Here is a 22,289-nt window from a genome sequence, read left to right as displayed (position 1 = left end):
CGCGCCCCTGCGGCAAGCGATCGATCGGGCTGCGACCGGCCGCGCGGTCTTTCCGATCGGGCCAGCTTGGCCTATCGCTGCCGGACCAGGTTGTGTGGACGCTCGCAGGCCAGCGCAGGAGGGGACGTTCCATGTTCCAGAGTTTCGAGGACGCATCGGAAGGTCGTGAGAGCGCCGGCCGCATCGCGCGCTTGCGCGAAGCGCTGGCCGCAAACGGCCTCGACGGATTCATCGTGCCGCGCGCGGACGAGCATCAGGGCGAATACATACCCGCTTCGGCCGCGCGGCTCGCATGGCTGACGGGATTTACCGGATCGGCGGGCAGCGCCTTGGTCCTGAGAGACAAGGCCGCGATCTTCACCGATGGGCGTTATACCGTTCAGGTGCGCGCGCAGGCGGACGGGTCGGTCTTCGATTTCGTCAATTCGGTCGACACGCCTCTATCCGACTATCTGACCGCCCATGCCGGCGGATTGAAGATCGGTATCGATCCCTGGCTGCACACGATCGGTGAGGTTGGGCGACTTCGAGGCATTCTCGAAAAGGTGGGCGGGGAACTCGTTCTCTTGCCGAACAACCCCATCGATCGCCTCTGGCAGGACCGTCCTCTCCCACCGACGGGGCGCGTCTCCGTTCACCCGGATCGTTACGCGGGGGCTTCGGTCGGCGATAAGCTACGGGCGATCCGGGCGAAACTGGCAAGGGCGAACGCGGATGCTGTGCTCCTGACCGATCCGTCCTCGCTTGCCTGGACGTTCAACGTCAGGGGCAGCGACGTACCCCATACGCCGTTGCCGCTCGGCTTCGCCTACATTCCCGCGACCGGTCGCGCGACGCTCTTTCTCGACCATCAAAAGGTGGACGCGGCACTTCGCAGCACCCTGAGCGACCATGCGGAGATCGTCGAGCCTATGGCGCTCGAGGCAACGCTTGGCGAACAGGTGCCCGGCAAGCACGTTCTCCTCGACCCGCAACTGGCCGCTCAGCATCTGGCCGATGTGATCCGCAAGGCCGGGGGGTCGGTCGTCGAAGGTGAGGACCCGGCGCGCCTGCCACGCGCGATCAAGAACCCCACGGAGTTGGAAGGCGCCCGCAGCGCACATCTGCGCGATGCGGTGGCCATGATTCATTTCCTGTCTTGGCTCGACGGCCAGCCGCAGGGCTCGCTGACGGAGATCGACGCCGCCAAGCGTTTGGAAGAGATCCGCTCGCAAATCGGGGAACGCGAGGGGATGCCGCTACGCGACATCTCCTTCGACACGATCTCTGGCGCCGGACCGAATGCGGCGCTCCCGCATTACCGGGTGAACGAAGCATCGAACCGTCGCATCGAGTCCGGCTCGTTGTATCTGATCGACTCGGGTGGCCAGTACGAGGACGGCACGACCGACATCACGCGCACCGTTGCGATCGGCGAGCCGACCGAGGCGATGCGGCGGCATTTCACCCTCGTTCTGAAGGGCATGATCGCCGTCAGCCGCGCGCGCTTTCCCGTCGGAACGCGGGGAATGGATCTGGATCCGCTGGCCCGCGCCGCGCTCTGGCAGGCCGGCTGCGACTATGCACACGGCACGGGGCACGGCGTCGGCTCCTTCCTCGCGGTCCACGAGGGGCCGCAGTCCATTTCGCGCCGTGGCACCCCGGTGCTGGAGCCCGGCATGATCGTGTCGAACGAGCCCGGTTACTATCGCGAAGGCAGCTACGGCATCCGAACCGAGAACCTGCTCGTCGTCACGCCCGCGAGCGATGTGCCGGGCGGCGACTTGCCAATGCATGGTTTCGAGACGCTGACCTTCGTTCCGATCGACACCCGTCTCGTTGACCCGGAGCTACTGGACAAAGAAGACGCCGCTTGGCTCGACCACTACCACGCCACGGTCATGGAGCGGATCGGTCCCAGACTAGGGGAGGAGGTTCGGTCCTGGCTCGCGCAGGCGACGCGTCCGCGTCACGCAACTCGCTCCTAGCGACAGATCCGGCGCACGCCGCGCGCCGAGACATACGTACCGGTGGCCGGATCGAAGCTGCGGTAGCGGGCTGCACAGCGCGCGTCACGGGCATCCCAGCCCTCCGCCGCTCCAAGCGCCGCGTCGGTGTCGAAGGCGAGAATGGCACCTGCCGACACCGCGGGATCCGGACGATAGAAGCCCGGCACCGGTGGCGCCGGCTCGGCGTAGTAAAGAGGTCCCCCGACGTCGGGACCGGCGAAGGGACCGGGATTGCGCTTGAAGACCGGCCCACGCACGCGGCTAGGGACAATGGGGAAGGGCCCGGACGGAGCGAAGACGGCGCGACCATAAGGATCGATGCCCAGAAATTCTCCGGCTGACGCCATTTCGGTCGCGAGCAAACCGGCTGCCGCTGTGGCCAGGACCACGCCCAACTTCCAACCCATCGCACCAGCTCCCGCCAACCTTCGCATGGCGCATCAAGGCTCTGAACGACTGGTGGTTCCCGATAGCAAAAAAGCCACGCATCGCGGGACGATGCGTGGCTCGTTCTTGCGTGTTCAGTTTGCCTCAACGGCAGAGTTGGCGCGGTCCGTTATAGGGCTGGAACGTGCCGCTTCGGGCGTCGAAGGACCGGTAGCGGGAGGCGCAGTAGTTGTACCACTCGCGCGTCCACGGACGCGGACCATAAGCCGGCGCGGCGTATCGGGGTGCACCATAATAGCGGGGCTGAGCGGAACTCGCGATCGCGGCTCCCACGCCGAGACCGACGATCGCGCCGGCGATGGCCGGGCCGGCTGATCCGCGATGGCGCCGGTAGTAGCCATCGCGATAGTTTCCGCGGGGACCCCCGTAATAGGCGCGCGGGCCGCCGTAGAAGCCGCCGCGATGGCCGCGCCAGTAGCGCGGGCCGCCGCCGTAGTAACCACCGCCATAGCCGCGATAGAACGGATCAGCCTTCGCGGCGGTGATGCCGACGACGGGCGTCTGGCTCGGCAGGGCGGCGGGAAGCATCGTGAGGGCAAGTGCGCCTGCCAGCACCTTGGCCCCGAACATCCGAGCGAAATTCATCGCTTTTCTCCGAAAATTACCCTTCGCTTACAGAACCGGAGTCGAACTGAACGGTTCCTGAACGTCATGCGATCACGCTGACGTGATCATCGCAAACGTTCGGGCCGCGTCAGCGATGTCACCTAAAGGATGCGTTGGGCAAAACTTTCTTAAAAAGACATAAAGGTCGTTGCAGCGGCCGGTCGCAACGGCCAAACACGATGCACGCGTCGATGGCCATACCGGAGGAACCCCGCTCGATGAACTCCCCGTTGTCGTTCCTGTTCAGGCGCGAAGGTCGCTCGGCCGACAAGGGCGAGCCCGCCCGCCGCGCGCTGCCCTCGATCGGCGACGACCCCAACCGGGAGGAAACGCGCGTGCGCTTCCAGCCGCAAATTCCTCCGCTCGACGGAATCGGTCAGCGCAACGAGATGCTGAAGGTCCGCATCGGCGAGATGTCGGAGCGGTTGGGTGAACTTCGCACTCTCACGGACGACTTCTCGGCGCTGATCAACCCGATCGAGTCCATCGCAGAAGAGCTGCCGAAGGCACAGGCCCGCATCCTCGAACTCGAGGCGATTCTCTCGCAGGAGATGGAGGGCAACCAGTCCCTGCGCCGTGAGGTGGACAGTCTTCTCGGGCGGTATTCGGCGGCATCGAGCGATCTCGCCACCGCCGTCACGCGCGTTGGACGTTTGGAGACCGCCGCGCGCGAACAGGAGGCCGCCTTCGAAGAACAGCGGCTGTTGCTGCGCGAGAAGACGACGCATGCGAACGCGCTCGAGCGCCAGCTGCTCGCGGAGGTGGAACAGAACCAGTCGCTGAACCTCGAGGTCAAGACGCTGCGGGCCGAGGCGACGGTGGCTGACCAAGCCCTCTTGGAAGCCGAACGCATGCTGGGCGAAGTCGGCGAGCAGCGTCATCTCGCGGAGCAGGAGGGACGACGCCTCCAGAGCCTCACCGAGGACCAGGCGGCCGAGATCCTGCAACTGACCGCGCGCGTCGAGGAGTTCGAGCAACTCGCGGACGCCCATCTCCAGCAGGTGAAGCACCTCCAGGCGCAGCTCGCTGTCGAGCAAGCGGCCCGGCAGAAGCAGGCGGCCCAGCACGAGAACGACCTTACGGCGCTCAAGACGGAGCGTTCCGGCGCCAATCTCAAGATCGAATCGCTTGCGGCACGGCTCGCGGCGACGGACCAGATTCTCGGGCAGGTGCGGCACCAGCTGCGCGAGCGCGAGGAGGCGTTCCGTGCCAGCGAGCGCGCCAGCAAGGAAGCGATCGCCGAAAAGGCGAGCTTCGAGCGACGCCACGACGGGATCCGCAACGACCTGACGCGCGTGACCGCGCAGTTGGGCGAAAGCCAGAAGGCGAGGGCGGAGCTGGAGGCCCGCTGCGACATGCTGATCAAGGCACTCGCGGCCAAGGACTCGCAGCTCGAAGGTGTGACGACGCGCGCCAACAATCTGTCGGAGAGGGTCGAGGCACTGACCCAGCGCTTCGAGAAGGACCGCCTGGCGCTCGAGGCGACCAACCGCCGCCTGATCGAGGAGTTGCAGAACGAGAAGGCCGAGCGCACTCTGGCGCAAGGTGCGCTCGATATCGCTCGTGAGAGCCGTACGGCGCTCCAGCGCCAGAACGAGAACCTGAAACGTGCGACGCGGGGACGGACGGTCGAGGGCTTCGGGGTCGAGGGCGGATCGGAGGCGTCCCGCTACGACGAGCGGCCCTCGAACGTCCGCCCGTTCTCGTCGCCTGATCGCGAGGACTAAACATCGATGGCCGCCTTTCGGAATGGGAATGAGGAGACCGACGGCATGGTGAACGCGGCGAACGAGGACATCGGCCTGGGCCTGCGCCAAAGCGTGTCGGACCCGGTCGGCGGGCATCGTCCCGAACCGAACTTCTCGCTGGTGGCGAGCGAGGAACGCGAGGCCGTATCCAAACGCGACTGGTCGGCGGCGCTCGACCTCGTGCGCGAGGCCAGCGAGGCGATCCGTATCCGCGACGAGCGCGCGACCGAGATGGAGATCGAGCATCGTCTCGATGCCGAGCGGGCCAGCGACGAGATCCGTTCGCTTCAGGAACAGATCGAGGAAACCGAACTGCGTCTGGCCGAGACGGAAGGACGCTTGCGCGTGGCGGAAACTCGTGCCGCGGAAGCCGAGGCCTGGCTCGCTCGAATGCACGACGCGATCGTCACGAGTTTCAGCCGCGTCGTCGCGACCGAGGATGCGGACGAGGCGGAACTGCGCGCCGCCTTCGCCAATAGCCTCGGCGAAACCAGATGAGCGCCGTCCTCCAGCATGCCACAGACGTCATGCCGAACGACCCGGAGGGAGCGCCGGGTCTGATCGGACCGCAGGCGACGACGTCCGGGATGGACGGAATCATCGGTCGCGAGATGTTGCGCTCGCTGGAGGATTCCGTGAAGTCCATGGTGGAGGCGGAGGTTGCCGGAAGCGCGCTGGCCCTCTCGTTGCCTCAGGCTGCGCCGGCTGGCGCCGCAAGCGACTGGAACTCCACCCTCTCGATGGTCGAGCGGGCCGCCGCGACGATCCGTTCCTACGAGAAGCGTTACGTTCAACTCGAGAAGCAGAGCCGGTCGCTGGCTGACCGCGCGGCCGAGGACCACCACCGGCTGCAGACCCATCTGCGCTCGCTGGAGGAGCGGCTCGCACATGCCGAGGCGCGTGCGGTGAAGGCCGAAACCGCCGCACGCGACGCCGAGTACGAAGAGTGGGAAGCCGAAACGCGGGCCAAGAAGGCCGAACAGCGGGCAGCGGAGGCCGAGGCACGCGCCGTGCAGGCCGAAGCCTATCTGCGGCGGGTCCACGAACTCTTGTCTGCTGTCTGACGGCCCTATAGAAGCCGCGATCAGCTTCCCCCTTCGAGGAAGCCGTCGAGAACCCGCTTCTCACCGGCCTTGTCGAAGTTCACGGTCACCTTATTGCCCTCGACGGTCGTGACCGTGCCGTTGCCGAACTTCATGTGAAACGCGCGGTCGCCAACCTTGAAGCGGCTGACTTCATCCTGAACAGATTTCGCGACGAGTTGACCCTCGATCTCGCGAGGACCACCGGCACGTGCGGACGAGTAAAGACCCGCGCCCTTTCGCGGCGGCTGATTGCTGCCTCGCGAACGATTGGCCTCGACAGGGCTGTCCATCCGGCCTGCGAACCCGCCCTGCGACGCGGGAGGACCGCCACGTCCGCCATCACGAGATATGTACTTGTCGGCCGTTGCCGCGGCGCGGGCACGCGAGCCGCTCTGAACGCCCCCTTCGCCGTAGCTGATTTCCTGCCCGCGGCCGCCACGATAGGTCTCGCCCCCTTGCGAGGCCTGTGCGCGCCGCCATCCGGGCGTCTGATAGGACGAGGTCGAGAAGGCGTTCGCGTCCCAGCGCGAGGCGCCGTAGCCGCCCATGCCGCCGGCGCCGTAGCCGCCGTACGAGGTCGACGGCTCCAGAACGTCGACATGCGCTTCGGGCAACTCGTCGAGGAAGCGCGAGGGAATCGTGGACTGCCACATGCCGTGGATGCGGCGGTTCGATACGAACCAGATCTTCACGCGGCGTTTGCCGCGCGTGATGCCGACATAGGCGAGTCGCCGCTCCTCCTCAAGTCCCGATCGCCCACCTTCGTCGAGTGACCTCTGATGGGGAAACAGCCCTTCCTCCCATCCCGGCAGGAAGACCGTATCGAACTCCAGACCCTTGGCGGAATGGAGCGTCATGATCGACACGGCATCCGTCTCGATGTTCTGCTCGGCATCCATCACGAGCGCGATATGCTCCAGGAAGGCGGGCATGGAGTCGTAGTCGTCCATAGAGCGGACGAGTTCCTTGAGGTTCTCAAGGCGTCCCGGCGCTTCCGCCGAGCGATCGGCCTGCCACATCTCCGTGTAGCCGGACTCCTCGAGAATCATCTCGGCGAGATCGGTATGGCGCATGCTCGACAGCTGATCGCGCCAGCGGGCGAAGTTGCGCGCGACCTCGGCCAATGCCGAACGCGGGCGGGGCTTCAGTTCGTCGCCCTGAACGATCATCCCGGCGGCGGCAAGAAGAGGCACCTGTTCGCGGCGGGCGAACGTATGGAGCATCTGCAAAGCCGCGTCGCCCAGACCGCGCTTGGGCGTGTTGACGATGCGCTCGAAGGCGAGATCGTCTGCAGGCTGGCAGACGCAGCGGAAGTAGGCGAGAGCGTCCCGGATTTCCTGTCGCTCGTAGAACCGGGGTCCGCCGATCACGCGGTAGTTCAGGCCAAGCGTGACGAAGCGGTCCTCGAATTCGCGCATCTGGAAGGATGCGCGGACCAGGATCGCCATATCGTTGAGTTTACAGCCCGTGCGCTGCAGCTGCTCGATCTCCTCACCGATCGCCCGCGCCTCTTCCTCGGAATCCCAGCCGGCGTTGACGCTGACCTTCTCGTCGTCGTCGTCGCGAAGATCCGTGAACAGCGTCTTGCCGAGCCGATCCTCGTTGTTGGCGATGAGCCCTGCCGCCGCGCCCAGGATATGGGCGGTCGAGCGATAGTTCCGCTCCAGGCGGATCACGGTCGCGCCCGGATAGTCGCGCTCGAAGCGAAGGATGTTGTCGACCTCCGCCCCGCGCCAGCCGTAGATCGACTGGTCGTCGTCGCCGACGCAGCAGACGTTGACGCCTTCCTGCCCGACGGCTCTACGCGCTTCGGACGACTGCGCGAGCAAGCGCAGCCAAAGGTACTGCGCGACGTTGGTGTCCTGGTACTCGTCGACGAGGATGTAGCGAAAGCGCCTGTGGTAGTCGGCAAGCACGTCGGGGTGGTCGCGGAAGATCGCGATCGGATGCATCAGGAGGTCGCCGAAGTCGGCGGCGTTGAGACTCGTCAGTCGCGCTTGGTAGGCTTTGTAGAGCTCTCGTCCCCGTCCGGTTCCGAAGGCCCACGCGTCGCCCTCGGGTACTTGGTCCGGCGTCAGCCCCTTGTTCTTCCACCCGTCCATGAGGTTGGCGAAGCTGCGCGCCGGCCAGCGCTTGTCGTCGAGATTCTCGGCCTGGATCAGTTGCTTGATCAACCGAATCTGATCGTCGGTATCGAGGATCGTGAAGTTCGACTTAAGCCCGACAAGCTCGGCGTGGCGGCGCAGGATCTTCACGCCGATGGAATGGAAGGTGCCGAGCCACGGCATGCCTTCGACCTCGCCGCCGACCAGATGGCCGATACGCGACTTCATCTCGCGCGCCGCCTTATTGGTGAAGGTGACGGCCAGGATCTGCGACGGATAGGCGCGGCGCGTCGCAAGGATATGAGCGATGCGCGTCGTGAGCACGCGCGTCTTGCCGGTGCCGGCGCCGGCCAGGACGAGCACCGGACCCTCCGTGGTTTCCACTGCCGCGCGTTGCTCGGCATTGAGGCCATCGAGGTAATTGGCATTGGATATCGGCGCCATCGGACCGCCGCGAGCCTTCAGCGCGCGCGCGGCGATGCCGCTTCCGGAGGCGGATCGGGAGATGGGGGCGTCGGTCATGGGCTCGTATCTAACCCATCGGGCGCAGAACACTAGGGGAACATAACACTCCATATTCGTATCGCATCGGCGCGCCGACGGAGCGCGCGACGAGTGGTCGGTCGCCACGATCGTGGTGCCAAAACCGCTAACCCTGTGACAGACCATGGTGTTTCGCCGCGCCGTCGCCTCTCGACACGGTCGCTCCGCTCTGGCCTTCTGCGAGACGACAGGAGACGCCCGCCCAAAGGGTCGATTCTCCGTGCGTTTCAGGTCCGGAGTTTCGTCGCGCTGCCATGAAGATCTTCATCGCTCTCGGGAGCCTGATCGTCGTGGCGCTGCTGGTGCTTCTGGTCGGGCCGCTCTTCGTTGATTGGACGGCATATCGCAGCCAGTTCGAGGCCGAGGCGTCCCGACTGCTTGGACAGCGCGTCGAGGTGCGGGGCGGGGCAACCGCGCGCCTTCTGCCGTTTCCGAGCGTCACCTTCGGCGACGTCGTGATCGGCGACCTCGACGATCCCATCCTGTCGATTCGTTCGTTCCGGATGGACGCGGAACTCGCTCCCTACCTTTCGGGGGAAATCCGCATCTTCGACATGCGGCTCGACGCGCCGCGCCTCAGCCTTCCGATCGAGGCCGATGGCAAGGTTCGCTGGCCCGTCGCCAACTCGGCGATCGGTGACGGGACGAGCGTCGTTCTCGAGCACGTCGCCATCGCCGATGGGTCGATCGCGCTGGAGGACCGGCGCGCCGGGCGCCGGATCGACCTCAAGAACTTGGATGCCGAACTCTCGGCCCGCTCGCTGGCAGGCCCCTTCTCCGGCACGGCGACGTTAGAAGCCGACGGCGAGCCGCTTGCCCTGGCTCTATCGACCGGCCAGCTCGCACCAGACGGTGGTCTGCCTGTTCGCCTGACGACGACGTCTCCCCGGGCGGACCTAGCCGTCTCGGTCGACGCGGTCCTTTCGAACCAGCCGGACCGGCCGATCGTCGACGGAAAGGTCCAGTTCCTGACGCCGGTTGCACCGCCGACCGAGGCAAAGGGTCAGGCCGCTGCTCGCCGCCAGCTCCAAGCGACTGGCGCGATCAAACTTACGACGGGCGAGGCGACACTGTCCGACCTGCGCGTCGAAGTGGACGGGGCTCCGCAGCCCTACGTCATCGAGGGCGCCGCGAGCCTTGACATCGGAGCCATTCCGCATTTCGACGTCACGCTTCGCGGCCAGGCGACGGATTTCGACCAGCTCGCTCCCACAGCGGGAGAAGGTGGGCTGACGTTTCAGGACCGAATGGCGAGCTTGCGGAAACTCGTCGCTCGCCTTCCGACATCGGACATACCCGGACGCGTCCAACTCTCGCTGCCGCTGCTGACGGTCGGAGACACGGCACTACGGGACGTCTCCTTCACTGGCTCGCCCACGGCCGATGGTTGGTCGATCGAGACCTTCGTCGCCGAACTTCCGGGCCGCTCACGCCTCGAGGCATCGGGGCTCGCGACGTTGCGGGACCACCCGTCCTTCAAGGGATCGCTCCTGGTTGCGGTCCGTCAGCCGGCGGCCTTCTTCACCTGGGCGGGGCTGGGGAGCGCTCCGGAGCTGGTCTCGCTGACGCGTGCCGGCCTATCGGCCGAGATCGAGTTGTCCGCTGATACTCAGCGTCTTCAGGCACTCGAAATCGACCTCGACGGCGGCACGCTCACCGGCTCGATCCAGCGCACGGTTCGGCCGGAGGGAACCGTCAACCTCGTCGACCTGAAGGGCGGGCGCATCGATCTGCGTCCCCTGGCGGCCGTGGTGCGCAGCCTGCCGAATGCCTCCACGATCGGGACGGAGCGGTTCGACGTCCAGTTCGACGCGGGCCCCGTCACCTTCGGCACCTATGGCGCACAGAACCTGGCCGCCGACTTCACACTCCAGGATGGGATGCTCGATATCGCCGATGCCACCGCCGAGGACTTCGCCGGAGCCTCGGTTCATGCGGAAGGCACCATAGCGGATCTCTTCGCCGCACCCAGGCCGGATCTCGGAATCGACGTCCTTGCCGAACAGCCGGGTCGCCTCCTCGACCTCCTGTCTGATCTGGCGCCCGACAGTCCCCTCGTGCGGACGTTGCAGGCGCGCTCAAACACGCTCGCCCCCGTGACCCTGGCCGGTACGCTGGCGTCACCGCCGGGCGAGCAGACGAGGGATCTGGTGCTGGCGTTGTCCGGAACGGTCGGAGGAACAAAAACCGACCTTCGCCTCGCACTCGAGAACGGACTTGCAGCGCAATGGCTGAACGGACGCTTCGGCCTCGACGCGACCTTCCAGAACGACGACCCGACGATCCTTCTTGCGCAGATCGGCCGACCAACGATCGCCGTCGGACAACTCGCCCCCCTTCGGATATCCATCAACGCCAGCGGCTCACCGGAACGTCCGATCGCCGCCACGGTCACGGCAGCGGCCGGTGACACGAACCTCTCGCTGAACGGCGAACTCATGCTCGATGCCACCGGCATCTCGGGCGTGGAGGCCCGCCTGAGGGCGACGAGCGAGGATGCGGCCCCCTGGTTGACGGCTCTGGGTGTCGCGGCTGGTCAAAGCCTGGAGCGCGTACCACTGCACGTCGACGGGCGTCTTGGATGGTCACCGCTGGTCTGGCGTATTGAACAACTGGAGGGTTCGATCGCCGGAGATCCGGTCCGAGCGACCCTGCAGGCCTCGGGATCGACAGGGATGACCGGAAGTGTCGAGCTCTCAACCCTTTCGGTTCATTGGCTGCAACGTGTCTTGCTGGGACAGGACCAATCTGACGAGGACGCGCCCTTCGGTCCCTGGCTTCTGCCACAGCGTGCCTTTTCGATCGATGTCGCGGCCGATCGCCTGACAGCGGGTGACGTTCTTCTCGGATCGAACCTGCAACTGCTTCTGGCGAGCGACGGTGCCGGGCTGCTTCGCGCTGGCGAGCTGTCACTTGCGTCGGGCGGCGCTCGTTTATCGGGCGATGCCGCGCTCCGGAACGTAGACGGCCTCGTGAACCTTGATGGGAGCGCGGTGCTGCAGGACTGGACGATCGGAGGGCAGACGATCTTACAGGGGAAGGCGGATGCGACCATCAAGCTGTCGGGGGCAGGGCGCAGCTTCCGGGAAGTTACTGCATCGCTTAACGGCTCGGGCGATCTCAAGCTGACCGATGCGCGTCTCGACGGCCTGTCCGCCGACGTCATGATTCCGGTGACACTCGCCGCCGACAGTCAGACCGGAGCGCTCGATGCGGATACGGTCGCTCGGCTCGTCGCAGAGACCGGCACGGGCGCGAGCTTTCCGCTCGACACGCAGACCATCCCACTCCAGGTCGGTGCGGGTGTGCTGCGCACTGCCCGTTTCGAAGCTGCGGACGGCGGTGCGGCGCTGGAGGGCGAGGTTGCGATCGGACTGGCCGCCGGAACCGTGTCGGGACAGCTGACCCTTCGTCCGCCAACGAACGAGACGATCGAGGGCACCGATCCACCGCGCGTCGATTATCGGCTGGGAGGGACGATCAAAGCGCCAACCCTCGAGGCGCGAACGGAAGCGTTGACGAGTTACTTCGGCGTGCGCGCGTTCCAGCGCGAACAGGCGCGGGTCGATGCTCTTCGGGAGGAGTTGAGCGAGGCCGCGCGCCTGCGCCGCGAGGCGCGGTTCTACCGGGAGCGCGCGACGATACGGGACGAGTTCATGAAGGCGAGGCTGGAAGCGGAAGAGGCCGAACGGCGCCGAAAGGCTCAGGAGGAGGAAGACCGGCGGAATGCCGCTCAGGAAGCCGCGCAGCGGAAGGAACGTCAATCGACCGTTCCGCCGACGCCCGCGCCTGATCTTTCCGGTCCGATCGTGCCAGCTCCAGCGCCGCCGAGCCTGTCCGGCGATCTTCCTGGAGTCACGGATCTTCCGCGCTTCTGACCTCGAGCCGTTCCGCCCGTGTCGTTACATCATTGAGCACGAAGAGGCGCAGGGCCGACGACAGGTTGGTTCCCGGCGGTCGCTCGGCATCGATTCGGGCGACGAGTTGCGACAAGCTCGTGTCATCACGCTCCGCGATCACACGAAGCTCCCGCCAGAAGGCGTCCTCGATGCTGATGGAGGTCCGGTGTCCCTGAATGGAAAGCGACCGTTTGACGATCACGTCGTGCTATCGCGCTCGCCAGGTCGCCCACGAAAGCTGTCATCCAGATGGCGGTCGCGGGTTTCGCTCTCGTAGCGTGTGGTCGCGCGTTCGATGGCGGTACGGCCGTGCGCAAGGCGGTTTTGCTCTGCCACCTTCTCGTCGGCCTTGCGCTTCGCGCGCTTGCGCGCGAGCCTCAGGTTGACGACTTCGGCCGACACCGGCGTCAGGGCTTCTTGCGGAAAGCGTCTAGCGACACGACGTCCGCCGACCCCTTGTCAGACTTGTCAGCCGGCGCCTTCTCGGTCTCCGCCTTCGATGCACCCTTGTCGGCAGCCGTCTTGGCGGCCGGCTTTGCATCCCTTTCCGCAGGCTTCGGAGCCGGAGCCGGCTTCACCGCGACGGGACCGGCGGGAACCGGGGTCAGCGCGGTCGGGGACGGGGCGTCTTCGGTCTGCGTGTTAGCGGCATCCATGTCGCGCACGTCGAATTCGAGCTCGAAGTTCACCGCAGGATCGTAGAAGCCGCGAATGGCGCTGAACGGGATCAGAAGGCGTTCGGGTATATCGGAAAAGGAGAGGCCGACCTCGAAGGACGATTCGGTGACCTGGAGATCCCAGTACTGGTGCTGGATGACGATCGTCATCAGTTCCGGGTACTTCTCGCGCAGCCGCGACGAAAGACGCACACCGGGGGCGGACGTAAGGAACGTAATGAAGAAGTGATGGTCGCCAGGCAGCCCGGTCTTCACGACCTCGCCCAACACCTTCCGGATCACGCCGCGCAGAGCGTCCTGAGCCAGAACATCGTAACGGATAAGATCCTGACCCATCGGGTGTCCTGCAACTACGCGCCTGTCGCGAAGCCACCCGGCTTCAGGCAAAAAGGTGGAGGCTTCTGTTGCCAGGCGCCTCCGGGCCCCGCCTAGGAGTGCGAACCCCCAGGGCTTGATTTGAAGCTATCGCACCGCTTTACGCGGCGAGACGGACTTCCGCATAGTTGTCGTTGGCAACTATTTTTACAGCCCGATGACGGTGGTACCATGCCGAGCGAAAGAACGATCTTTACACCCTCGTCGATCCTATTTCGCCCCCGCCTCAACCCTTCGAAAGGGAGGGCTCAGGTGGAGGCGCCGGGTACCGCCCCCGGGTCCGAAAGGTTTATTACACCGGCCGTTTATCGCCATAGCCGGGTTGCCCCGGCGAGCGGAATATAGGCTGTCCACTTCGTCCTGAAAAGCCCAGGCGCGGCTCTCCTGCAAGGTTCGCTTCTGCCTCGGCTCCCGGCGACGAAAGTTCTGGACTTGGCAGCAGCAGTCCGCTGAACGACAGGGGGGACTCTGCGGATGCTCATTCGATCCTAACCATTCCGCGCGCCAATCGATTCACCACCCGGAGTCCGCCATGCGAGCCTATCTTGACCTACTCGACCGCGTTCTGCGCGAGGGCACCGATCGGATGGATCGGACCGGCACCGGTACGCGGGCTTTCTTCGGACACCAGATGCGCTTCGATCTGGCGGACGGCTTCCCGCTGGTCACGACCAAGCGCCTGCACCTGCGTTCGATCATCCATGAACTGCTGTGGTTTCTGAAGGGCGAGACGAACGTCGCCTACCTTCGCGAGAACGGCGTGCGGATCTGGGACGAATGGGCGGACGATAACGGTGATCTCGGACCGGTCTACGGCTCGCAGTGGCGGTCGTGGCCTGACGGGAAGGGCGGCCATATCGACCAGATCGCCAACGTCGTGGAGGCGATCCGTCGCAATCCCTCGTCGCGTCGCCTGATCGTCTCCGCCTGGAACCCGGCGCAGGTCGACGAGATGGCTCTGCCGCCGTGCCATTGCCTGTTCCAGTTCTATGTGGCGGACGGCCGCCTTTCCTGCCAGCTGTATCAGCGGTCCGGCGACATATTCCTGGGCGTTCCCTTCAACATCGCCTCCTACGCGCTGCTGACCGCGATGATAGCTCAGGTGACCGATCTCAAGCCCGGCGATTTCGTTCATACGCTAGGCGACGCGCATCTCTACGCCAACCATTTCGAGCAAGCCCGCACCCAGCTCCAGCGCCAGCCGCTTCCCTTGCCCACGCTCGAATTGAACCCTTCCGTCCGTGACCTCTTCGCGTTTCGTTTCGAGGACATCCGGATCGAAAATTACCAGGCGCACGATCACATCAAGGCGAAGGTCGCCGTATGATCGACGGGTTGGAAGTCTTCGCCGTCGTTGCCATGGCGCGCAACCGTGTCATCGGCGCGAACGGCTCCATGCCCTGGCATCTCCCGGGCGATCTGAAACGATTCCGTGACGAGACGATGGGCTGCCCGATGATCATGGGGCGCCGAACGCTGGACTCGATCGGTCGTCTCCTGCCGGGCCGCGACACGATCGTGCTGACGCGCGCGCACAGCGTCGGCATCGCGGGCGCCCTCGTCGCCAACTCTCCGAGCGAGGCACTGCTATCCGCGACCGCAGCGGCTCGGGCGCGCGGCGCGCGGGGTATTGCGATCGTCGGTGGAGCTGAGATCTATGCGCTCTTGCTACCCGTGACGGACCGGATCTGCCTCACCCGTGTGGAGGCGGAGCCGCCTGGCGACACGCGCCTCGACTCCTTCGAGCAGGAGTTCCATCTGGCTGAACAGAGCACGGCGCTCCGGGGAGAGCGCGATTCGGCCCCCTATCGCGCCGAGACCTGGCTCCGCACGCGGCCTGCCGCGTCAGCCGATCACGTCTTCGACATACCGAGTTTCCTTGACACGAACTTGCAGGGCGACCGGTAACCATGGCCCGTCGCAACGTGTCCGGGCGGCGGTTCATCGCGTTGAAACAAGGTTTTGCGCTTCCTATAAGGGAGTGGATCGTTCCGATGCGCCATCCCGCTGCTTCGGCTCGTCTCCCGAATTGGAAGGAAATACATGCCCTGGAGCAATCAAACAGGGAACGGCGGCTGGAAGGGCGGCGGTAACAACGGCGGTCCTTGGGGGCAGGGGCCTCAGGGTCCCCGGCCTGGCAACAACGGGTCGCCGGACCTGGAAGACATTCTCCGCCGTGGCCAGGATCGCCTGCGGCGTGCCATGCCGGGCGGACCGCGCGGCGGCGGACGAGGCGGCAACCTGGCGTTCGGCGGTCTCGTCGTGGCGGGCCTTGCGGTCGTATGGCTGCTGAACGCCGTCTACACCGTCCAGCCCGACGAGGTCGGCGTCGAGCTCCTGTTCGGCAAGCCTCGGGCTGAGCTTTCCCAGCCCGGTCTTCATTTCGTCATGTGGCCGTTCGAGACGGTCGAGACCGTTCCCGTCGTCGAGAATCAGGTGACGATCGGCAGTGGTCAGCGCGGCGATGCGTCGGGCCTGATGCTCTCCGGCGACCAGAACATCGTCGATGTGCAGTTCGCCGTCCTCTATTCCGTGGCTGATCCGAAGGCGTACCTCTTCAACGTCCAGGACCCGCAGTCGCTCCTGCGGCAGGTCAGCGAGAGCGCCATGCGCGAGGTGGTCGGACGTCGCCCGGTCGAGGACGTCTTTCGCGACGACCGTGCGGGCATCGCGGAACTCGTGCGCGGCATCACCCAGCAGACCCTCGACAGCTACGGCGCCGGAATCAACGTGAACGCGATCTCGATCGAAGAGGCGGCGCCTCCCGCCGATGTCGCCGACGCTTTCGAGGAGGTGCAGCGCGCCGAGCAGAACGAGGCGCAGTTCATCGAGGAAGCGCGTCTCTATCAGAACGAGCAAACGGGCCGCGCTCAGGGTGAGGCCGTCCAGATCCGCGAGGATGCCGCCGCCTTCAAGAATCGCGTCGTCCTGGAAGCGCAAGGCGAGTCGCAGCGCTTCGGCGCCGTGCTCGACGAATACGAGAAGGCGCCCGAGGTGACGCGCCAGCGCCTCTACCTCGAGACCATGGAGCAGGTGCTGCGCGGCTCGAACAAGGTCCTGATGGATCAGGGCACCGGGCAGGGCGTCGTGCCCTACCTGCCGCTCAACGAACTGCAGCGCGGCGGCCAGCCGGCCTCCGGCGGAACGGGAACCACGCCTCCCTCAACGCCGCGTCCGACCGGTAGCATGACGCCGGCGTCGTCCGGTCAGACCCTCTCGTCCAACACGTTCGGGGGCGTCAACTGATGGCCAACCGCTTCACCGGCCTCCTGATCATTCTCGCCGTCGTCGTGCTTGCGCTCTGGAGCTCGCTCTTCGTGGTGCGGCAGGGCACGCAGGCCATCGTCACGCGCTTCGGCGAGATCCAGCGCGTCGTCAACGAGCCGGGGCTCTACTTCAAGCTGCCCTTCAGCTTCGCGGGCGCCGACAACATCCAGGTCTTGCCGACGCGTCTCCAGCGTCTCGATCTCGATAATCTGCGGGTTCAGGTTTCGGGCGGCGCATTCTATGAAGTCGACGCTTTCCTGGTTTATCGCATCGCGGACGCTGCCGTATTCCGTCAGACGACGTCGGGCTCGATCCCGCAGGCGGAACAGCGGCTGCGCACGCGGTTCAACAATGCGGTTCGGCAGGTCTACGGCCTGAGGAACTTCGAGGCTGCCTTGTCCGAGGAGCGGGGTCAGATGATGGTCGAAGTCCGCGACCAGATTCGGCCCGAGGCGCGCTCGCTCGGTATCGAACTGCAGGACGTGCGTATTCGCCGCACCGACCTGACGCAGGAAGTCTCTCAACAGACCTTCGCACGCATGCGCGCCGAACGGTTGGCCGAGGCTGAGAGGGTCAGGGCACGCGGACGTGTTTCGGCCCGCGAGATCCGGGCGGCGGCCGACCGCAACGTGTCGGAGACCGTGGCTGCGGCACGGCGCGATGCCGAGATCCTGCAAGGCGAGGGCGAGGCGGAGCGCAATGCGACCTTCGCCAACGTCTATCAGCGGGATCCGGCCTTCTTCGAGTTCTACCGCTCGATGCAGGCCTACCGGACGGCGCTCGACAACGGCAACACGACCATGGTCCTGTCGCCGCGGTCGGATTTCTTCCGCTTCTTCGACAGCGAGACGGCGCCGACAGCTCCTCGTGCATCGGCGACGGCGCCGAGCGTGCCGCCGGTGACCGGCACTACGCCGTCGGCCCCAGCTTCGGCGGTGGCTCCAGCCAACTGACCGGACGTCGCGTCGCATCACTGACCGGCCCCATTCGCGCTTATGCGCGGGTGGGGCCTTCTTCGTTCTGCAAATGTCGCAGCCCGCTCGCCCGCCCTTGATTCAGACGCAGTTATTGGGTTGCCTCGTATCCAGGTGCTGCACCGCACGAGCGGTGCGAGAATTCGATGTTCGGCGGTTCGGACATCCACCATCCTCCCGGGCAGGACATGACATGACACCCAGCAGCCGCCTGCTCCTACGGTCCGCGTCGCGCAGCGCCGTTGTCGCCGCATTTACAATGGCCCTTGCCGGCTTTGCCCCGTCCGTCATGGCGCAGGGCGTTATCGCGCCTCCGCCGGGCGACCAGCCGATTGCGCCGCAGGTGCCTCCCGCGTTGACGGCGCCACCGACACCTCCGCCGGCCGCCTCCGGCCAGCCGCGCATGGTGGGGCCGGCTTCTGTGGCCGACTTGGCGGAACGCCTGTCAAACGCCGTCGTCAATATCTCAACGTCTCAAAAGGTCGACGGTGCGGAGGCCTCTCCCGGTCCGGCCGTGCCGAAGCTCGAGGCGCCACAGGGCTCGCCGCTTCAGGACTTCTTCAACGATCTGCTGCAGGGCGGCGGGGACAACGACGCTCAGCGGGTGCAGTCGCTCGGATCGGGCTTCGTGATCGATCCGAGCGGTATCGTCGTCACCAACAACCACGTCATCGCGGATGCCGACGAGATCACCGTCAACTTCGCCGACGGCACGAAACTCGACGCCAAGATCGTCGGAATCGATCCGAAGACGGATCTGGCTGTTCTGAAGGTCGAACCGAAGGTACCGCTTTCCTCCGTTGCCTTCGGCGACAGCGACAAGGTGCGCATCGGCGACTGGGTCATGGCGATCGGCAATCCGTTCGGGCTCGGCGGAACGGTCACGGTCGGCATCGTCTCGGCCCGCGGACGCAACATCAACGCCGGACCCTACGACAACTTCATTCAGACGGACGCCGCCATCAATCGCGGTAATTCCGGCGGCCCGCTCTTCGACATGTACGGCAACGTGGTGGGCATCAACACGGCCATCATCTCGCCGACCGGCGGTTCGATCGGTATTGGATTCTCGATCCCGTCCTTGCTTGCGCAGAACGTCGTCTCGCAGCTGCGAGAATACGGCGAGATGCGGCGCGGCTGGCTAGGCCTGCGTCTCCAGGCGGTCACGGATGACATTGCAGAAGGTCTGGGGCTGCCGAGCGCGCGCGGCGCGTTGGTCGCCGGCATCGTGCCGAAGGGGCCTTCGGATAACGGTGAGATCAAGGTCGGAGACGTCGTGACGCGTTTCGACGGCCGAGACGTGGCGACCTCGCGCGATCTGCCTCGCATCGTCGCCGAGACGCCGGTCGGTAAGGCCGTCGAGATCGGCATCCTGCGCAAGACGGCGGTAGACCGTCCGATCGAAACCGTGAACGTTCAGATCACGCTCGGGCGTCTCGAGGATAGCGACAAGGAAGTCGCGAGCGCCGAGCAGAAGCCGGGGGATGCTCCCGCCGCTCAGGCGGCGCCGATGCCCGATGCCGCGACGCTCGGCATGCGTTTCTCCGACATGACGCCCGAACTCAAGACCCGTTACGAGCTGGCAGACGAACTCTCTGGCGTCGTCGTCACGGACGTCGCCCCGGAGTCGGCCGCGGCCGACAAGGGAATCGAAGCGGGTGCCGTGGTGAAGGAGATCGCCCAGGAGCCGGTGACGACCGCCGACGACGCGAAGGCGAAGCTGACGAAGCTGCGTGCCGACGGCCGCCGCAACGCCCTCATGCTGATGGCGGACAAGGCGGGTGACCTGCGCTTCGTCGTCGTCCCGATCGACTGATCGGGACGGATCAGTCCACGAAGTCCTCGGCCCGGTAGCCCTGGAGAAACAGGAGGGCGGTCAGGTCGCCGTGGTCGATGCGATGGGGAGCCTTCGCGGCGACCGCCGGCTTGGCATGAATGGCGATACCGGTGCCGGCTGCCAGGATCATCGGCAGATCGTTCGCGCCGTCGCCGACGGCCAGAACGTCCTGCGCCGACCGTCCCAGGCGCTCGGAGATGTCGTTCAAGGCAGAAAGCTTCGCTTCGGCACCGAGGATCGGCTCTGCGACGGTTCCGGCGAGGCGCCCCTCGGCGACGTGAAGGACGTTGGCACGGTTCTCCTGGAACCCGAGCCGGTTGGCCACAACGCTCGTGAAGGCCGTGAACCCACCCGAGACCAGAGCGGTGCAGGCGCCGGCGCGGTTCATCGTCCGCACCAGCGTCGAGCCGCCCTCGGCCAACGTGATGCGCTCTTCGATGACCCGTCCGATCGTCTCTTCCGGCAGGCCCTTCAGCAGCGATACGCGTTCGCGCAGGGCCGGCTCGAATGCGATCTCGCCGTTCATGGCGCGGGCCGTGATGGCCGCGACCTGATCTTTCAGTCCGAGCATCGCCGCGAGTTCGTCGATGCATTCCTGCTCTATCATGGTGGAATCCATGTCGGCCAGGAGGATGCTCTTGCGTCGATCCGCCGCCTGCTGCACGACGCAATCGACGCCTTCGGATTCCGCCAGTTCGCGCAAACGCTCACGAACCTCGGCATTCAATGGATCGACCGTGGTGAGATCGCAGGCGACGTCCCGCTCGAGCCACCGGAGCTCCGCTTCGCCGATCTCGTCGCGCGCAGCCTCGGCCAGGGTTCGCGAGACGCGCGGATCACGCCGCGCGGATATGAGCGTCACGACGTGCATGATGTGAGGAGACCCGAGGGAAGTGAGACCGGACGCGATCCTGATAGCCGGGCCGACCGCGAGCGGCAAGTCCGCGCTCGCCGTGCGCCTTGCCAAGCACTGGGGCGGCGTCGTGGTGAACGCGGATGCCCTGCAGGTCTATGACGGTCTGCGCATCCTCACCGCCCGTCCACGCGACGATGAGATGGAGGAAGTTCCCCATCACCTTTACGGTCATGTCCCGCCGGATCGACCCTACTCGGTCGGTGAATGGCGGACGGATGTGGAGGCGCTGATATCGCGGCTGCCGGCTGATACGATCCCCGTCTTTTGCGGGGGAACCGGGCTCTACTTCAGGGCCCTTGTCGAAGGCCTCGACGATCTCCCGTCCGTGCCGGACACCATCCGCGCCTACTGGCGCGAGAGGAGCGAGCACGATCCAATCCCCTTACTCCATCGCGAGTTGGAACGCCGCGATCCGGCCGCGGCTCTCAAAATTCGCCCGACCGATCGCCAGCGTGTCGTTCGCGCGCTGGAGTTGGTGGAGTCAACCAACCGGCCGCTTGCCGAACTCCAGAGGAAGCGGGGAGCAGGATTATACGACCCGAACCGGGCGAAGGCGATCGTTCTGACGCCGCCGCGCGAAGCGTTGCGAGACCGCATCGCGCAACGCTTCCATGCGATGCTGTGCGACGGCGCGATGGACGAAGCGCTAGCTTTCGCAAACCGCTTCGACGGCAGCGCTCCACTCGCTGAGAAGGCCATCGGCCTAAGGGAACTCCTCGCGGCGGGCCATGGCGGCACGGCGCTGGACCAAGCGGTGGAGCTCTCGATCATCCGAAGCCGACAATACGCGAAGCGTCAGGAAACCTGGTTTCGCAATCAGTTCGGGCCGGAGTGGACGCGTTACGCCGATCCCCTCGACGTTCCGATCGACTGACTTACTGTTTCATCCGCAAGGCAGGGGAGAGACAATGAGCACGGTAACGGTCCGCGACCATCGCGACGCCATCGAAAAGGGCGCCCGCCTGGGCTATCTCGCGCGCGCCGCGATCTTCATCGTGATCGGGTTCTTCGCGTTTCGCACCGCTTTCGCCGGCGGTGACACGATGAGCGAGCGCGAGGCCATCTCCGAGATCATCGCGTCGCCTTTCGGAAATGTCTCCCTTGTTCTCCTCGTCATAGCGCTGCCGGCATTCGCGATCTGGAGGCTGCTCCAGGCCGTCCTCGATGCAGACGGCTACGGCACGGGCGCAAAGGGATTGGCTGTTCGTGCCGGGCGGCTGATTTCGGCTTTTGCGTACGGTTTCCTCGCGATCTACGTCGGGTCGCTCCTGTTCGGCGTTTCGGTTGGCGGCAGCGGCGGCGGAAGCGAGGTGGTCGACAGATGGGCCGGGTTCTTCGGGCCGTGGCTGACGATTCCGCTTGGACTCGTCATGCTCGCTGTCGCTGGCTCTCAGGTGGGCAAGGCCTACAGCGGGTCATTCCTGCGTTTCCTGTCTCTGCCGCCCGCGCAGGCCGGTTGGATGACGCTCGTCTGCCGCATCGGCCTTGTCGCACGCGGCGTGGTCTTCGCAGCGATCGCCTTGCTGCTCCTGACCGGCGCATCGCGCTGGAACGCCGCTCATCCACCCGGGCTCGATGATGGCCTCGCGGAGATCGGCTCCTGGCCCTACGGATGGCTCCTCCTCTCGGCGACCGGAGCGGGCCTGGTCGCGTTCGGCATCTACGCGATCATCCTCGCACGGTATGGTCACATCCGGTCGCCGGACATATCGAGGGCGTTGAAGTAGCCCCTTGACGCTATCGTGACGCTCCGTTAGCGTTTCGTCCCATGTTCAAGAAGCTCATTCTCGTAAGGTGGCGCACACGCGAGACGGTCTGACGA

The 22,289-nt window shown here is 65.6% G+C and carries 19 protein-coding genes and 1 other RNA gene; 12 read left to right on the top strand and 8 right to left on the bottom strand.

Features of this window, described 5'->3' with window-relative positions:
- Positions 1-131: 131 nt before the first annotated feature.
- A complete protein-coding gene (locus AUL35_RS00965) occupies positions 132-1,967 on the top strand; it encodes an aminopeptidase P family protein (RefSeq protein ID WP_062011108.1) in 1,836 nt (611 codons plus the stop codon).
- Here the strand turns inward: AUL35_RS00965 and AUL35_RS00960 are convergent.
- Together AUL35_RS00960 and AUL35_RS00955 are read right to left on the bottom strand one after the other, a co-directional pair.
- The gene (locus tag AUL35_RS00960) at positions 1,964-2,395 is read right to left on the bottom strand and encodes a BA14K family protein (RefSeq protein ID WP_244493626.1); all 432 of its coding nucleotides are present in this window, start codon (positions 2,393-2,395) and stop codon (positions 1,964-1,966) included. The two genes, AUL35_RS00965 and AUL35_RS00960, sit on opposite strands and share 4 nt — an antisense overlap.
- A 124-nt stretch (positions 2,396-2,519) precedes the next feature.
- On the bottom strand, positions 2,520-3,020 hold the full coding sequence (locus AUL35_RS00955; protein WP_062011105.1) for a BA14K family protein: 501 nt from the start codon (positions 3,018-3,020) through the stop codon (positions 2,520-2,522).
- 239 nt (positions 3,021-3,259) lie between these two features.
- Here AUL35_RS00955 and AUL35_RS00950 point away from each other — a divergent pair, with 239 nt between their 5' ends.
- From AUL35_RS00950 to AUL35_RS00940, 3 genes are read left to right on the top strand one after another with little or no spacing between them, the layout of a single operon-like run.
- On the top strand, positions 3,260-4,768 hold the full coding sequence (locus AUL35_RS00950; protein ID WP_062011103.1) for a hypothetical protein: 1,509 nt from the start codon (positions 3,260-3,262) through the stop codon (positions 4,766-4,768).
- A gap of 6 nt (positions 4,769-4,774) precedes the next feature.
- The gene (locus AUL35_RS00945; RefSeq protein ID WP_156417777.1) at positions 4,775-5,287 is read left to right on the top strand and encodes a hypothetical protein; all 513 of its coding nucleotides are present in this window, start codon (positions 4,775-4,777) and stop codon (positions 5,285-5,287) included.
- The gene (locus AUL35_RS00940) at positions 5,284-5,853 is read left to right on the top strand and encodes a hypothetical protein (protein WP_062011093.1); all 570 of its coding nucleotides are present in this window, start codon (positions 5,284-5,286) and stop codon (positions 5,851-5,853) included. The genes AUL35_RS00945 and AUL35_RS00940 overlap by 4 nt, the downstream gene beginning before the upstream one ends.
- 20 nt (positions 5,854-5,873) lie before the next feature.
- On the opposite strand, the gene AUL35_RS00935 is transcribed toward AUL35_RS00940, so the two are convergent.
- Complete coding sequence (locus tag AUL35_RS00935; RefSeq protein WP_062011091.1) at positions 5,874-8,501, bottom strand: ATP-dependent helicase; 2,628 nt, start codon at positions 8,499-8,501, stop codon at positions 5,874-5,876.
- A gap of 275 nt (positions 8,502-8,776) precedes the next feature.
- Between AUL35_RS00935 and AUL35_RS00930 the strand changes: the two genes are divergently transcribed.
- Complete coding sequence (locus tag AUL35_RS00930; protein ID WP_062011089.1) at positions 8,777-12,400, top strand: AsmA family protein; 3,624 nt, start codon at positions 8,777-8,779, stop codon at positions 12,398-12,400.
- Here AUL35_RS00930 and AUL35_RS00925 read toward each other — a convergent pair.
- The 4 genes from AUL35_RS00925 to ssrA form a co-directional block, all read right to left on the bottom strand.
- Complete coding sequence (locus tag AUL35_RS00925; RefSeq protein ID WP_062011087.1) at positions 12,378-12,623, bottom strand: ribbon-helix-helix domain-containing protein; 246 nt, start codon at positions 12,621-12,623, stop codon at positions 12,378-12,380. The two genes, AUL35_RS00930 and AUL35_RS00925, sit on opposite strands and share 23 nt — an antisense overlap.
- A complete protein-coding gene (locus AUL35_RS00920; RefSeq protein WP_082665994.1) occupies positions 12,620-12,823 on the bottom strand; it encodes a DUF4169 family protein in 204 nt (67 codons plus the stop codon). Before AUL35_RS00920 ends, AUL35_RS00925 begins: the two co-directional genes overlap by 4 nt.
- Positions 12,824-12,828: 5 nt before the next feature.
- Positions 12,829-13,434 carry an SspB family protein gene (locus AUL35_RS00915; RefSeq protein ID WP_062011083.1) on the bottom strand — a complete coding sequence of 202 codons (606 nt, stop codon included), beginning with the start codon at positions 13,432-13,434 and terminating at the stop codon, positions 12,829-12,831.
- A 54-nt stretch (positions 13,435-13,488) separates the two neighbouring features.
- Positions 13,489-13,844, bottom strand: a transfer-messenger RNA (tmRNA) gene (gene ssrA / locus AUL35_RS00910).
- Positions 13,845-14,005: 161 nt separating this feature from the next.
- Between ssrA and AUL35_RS00905 the strand changes: the two genes are divergently transcribed.
- The 5 genes from AUL35_RS00905 (at position 14,006) to AUL35_RS00885 (ending at position 19,530) form a co-directional block, all read left to right on the top strand.
- Entirely contained in the window at positions 14,006-14,800 is a 795-nt protein-coding gene (locus AUL35_RS00905) for a thymidylate synthase (RefSeq protein ID WP_062011082.1), read from the top strand.
- The gene (locus AUL35_RS00900) at positions 14,797-15,381 is read left to right on the top strand and encodes a dihydrofolate reductase (RefSeq protein ID WP_062011080.1); all 585 of its coding nucleotides are present in this window, start codon (positions 14,797-14,799) and stop codon (positions 15,379-15,381) included. Before AUL35_RS00905 ends, AUL35_RS00900 begins: the two co-directional genes overlap by 4 nt.
- A gap of 135 nt (positions 15,382-15,516) precedes the next feature.
- A complete protein-coding gene (gene hflK / locus AUL35_RS00895) occupies positions 15,517-16,719 on the top strand; it encodes an FtsH protease activity modulator HflK (RefSeq protein ID WP_062011078.1) in 1,203 nt (400 codons plus the stop codon).
- Entirely contained in the window at positions 16,719-17,693 is a 975-nt protein-coding gene (hflC, locus tag AUL35_RS00890) for a protease modulator HflC (RefSeq protein WP_062011076.1), read from the top strand. Before hflK ends, hflC begins: the two co-directional genes overlap by 1 nt.
- 214 nt (positions 17,694-17,907) lie before the next feature.
- On the top strand, positions 17,908-19,530 hold the full coding sequence (locus AUL35_RS00885) for a Do family serine endopeptidase (RefSeq protein WP_062011075.1): 1,623 nt from the start codon (positions 17,908-17,910) through the stop codon (positions 19,528-19,530).
- Positions 19,531-19,540: 10 nt separating this feature from the next.
- On the opposite strand, the gene serB is transcribed toward AUL35_RS00885, so the two are convergent.
- Positions 19,541-20,425 (bottom strand): phosphoserine phosphatase SerB, encoded by an 885-nt coding sequence (gene serB, locus AUL35_RS00880; protein ID WP_192847019.1) that lies wholly within the window; start codon positions 20,423-20,425, stop codon positions 19,541-19,543.
- A gap of 19 nt (positions 20,426-20,444) precedes the next feature.
- Here serB and miaA point away from each other — a divergent pair, with 19 nt between their 5' ends.
- Positions 20,445-21,341, top strand: a complete 897-nt coding sequence (miaA, locus tag AUL35_RS00875) for a tRNA (adenosine(37)-N6)-dimethylallyltransferase MiaA (RefSeq protein WP_062011072.1) — start codon at positions 20,445-20,447, stop codon at positions 21,339-21,341.
- A gap of 34 nt (positions 21,342-21,375) precedes the next feature.
- A complete protein-coding gene (locus AUL35_RS00870; protein WP_062011070.1) occupies positions 21,376-22,194 on the top strand; it encodes a DUF1206 domain-containing protein in 819 nt (272 codons plus the stop codon).
- Positions 22,195-22,289: the final 95 nt, after the last annotated feature.

It is taken from the genome of Aureimonas sp. AU4 (assembly GCF_001463765.1).
Lineage (GTDB): Bacteria > Pseudomonadota > Alphaproteobacteria > Rhizobiales > Rhizobiaceae > Aureimonas.
The sequence above is the reverse complement of the archived record's forward strand: the minus strand, read 5'-3'. Positions and strand labels throughout refer to the sequence as shown.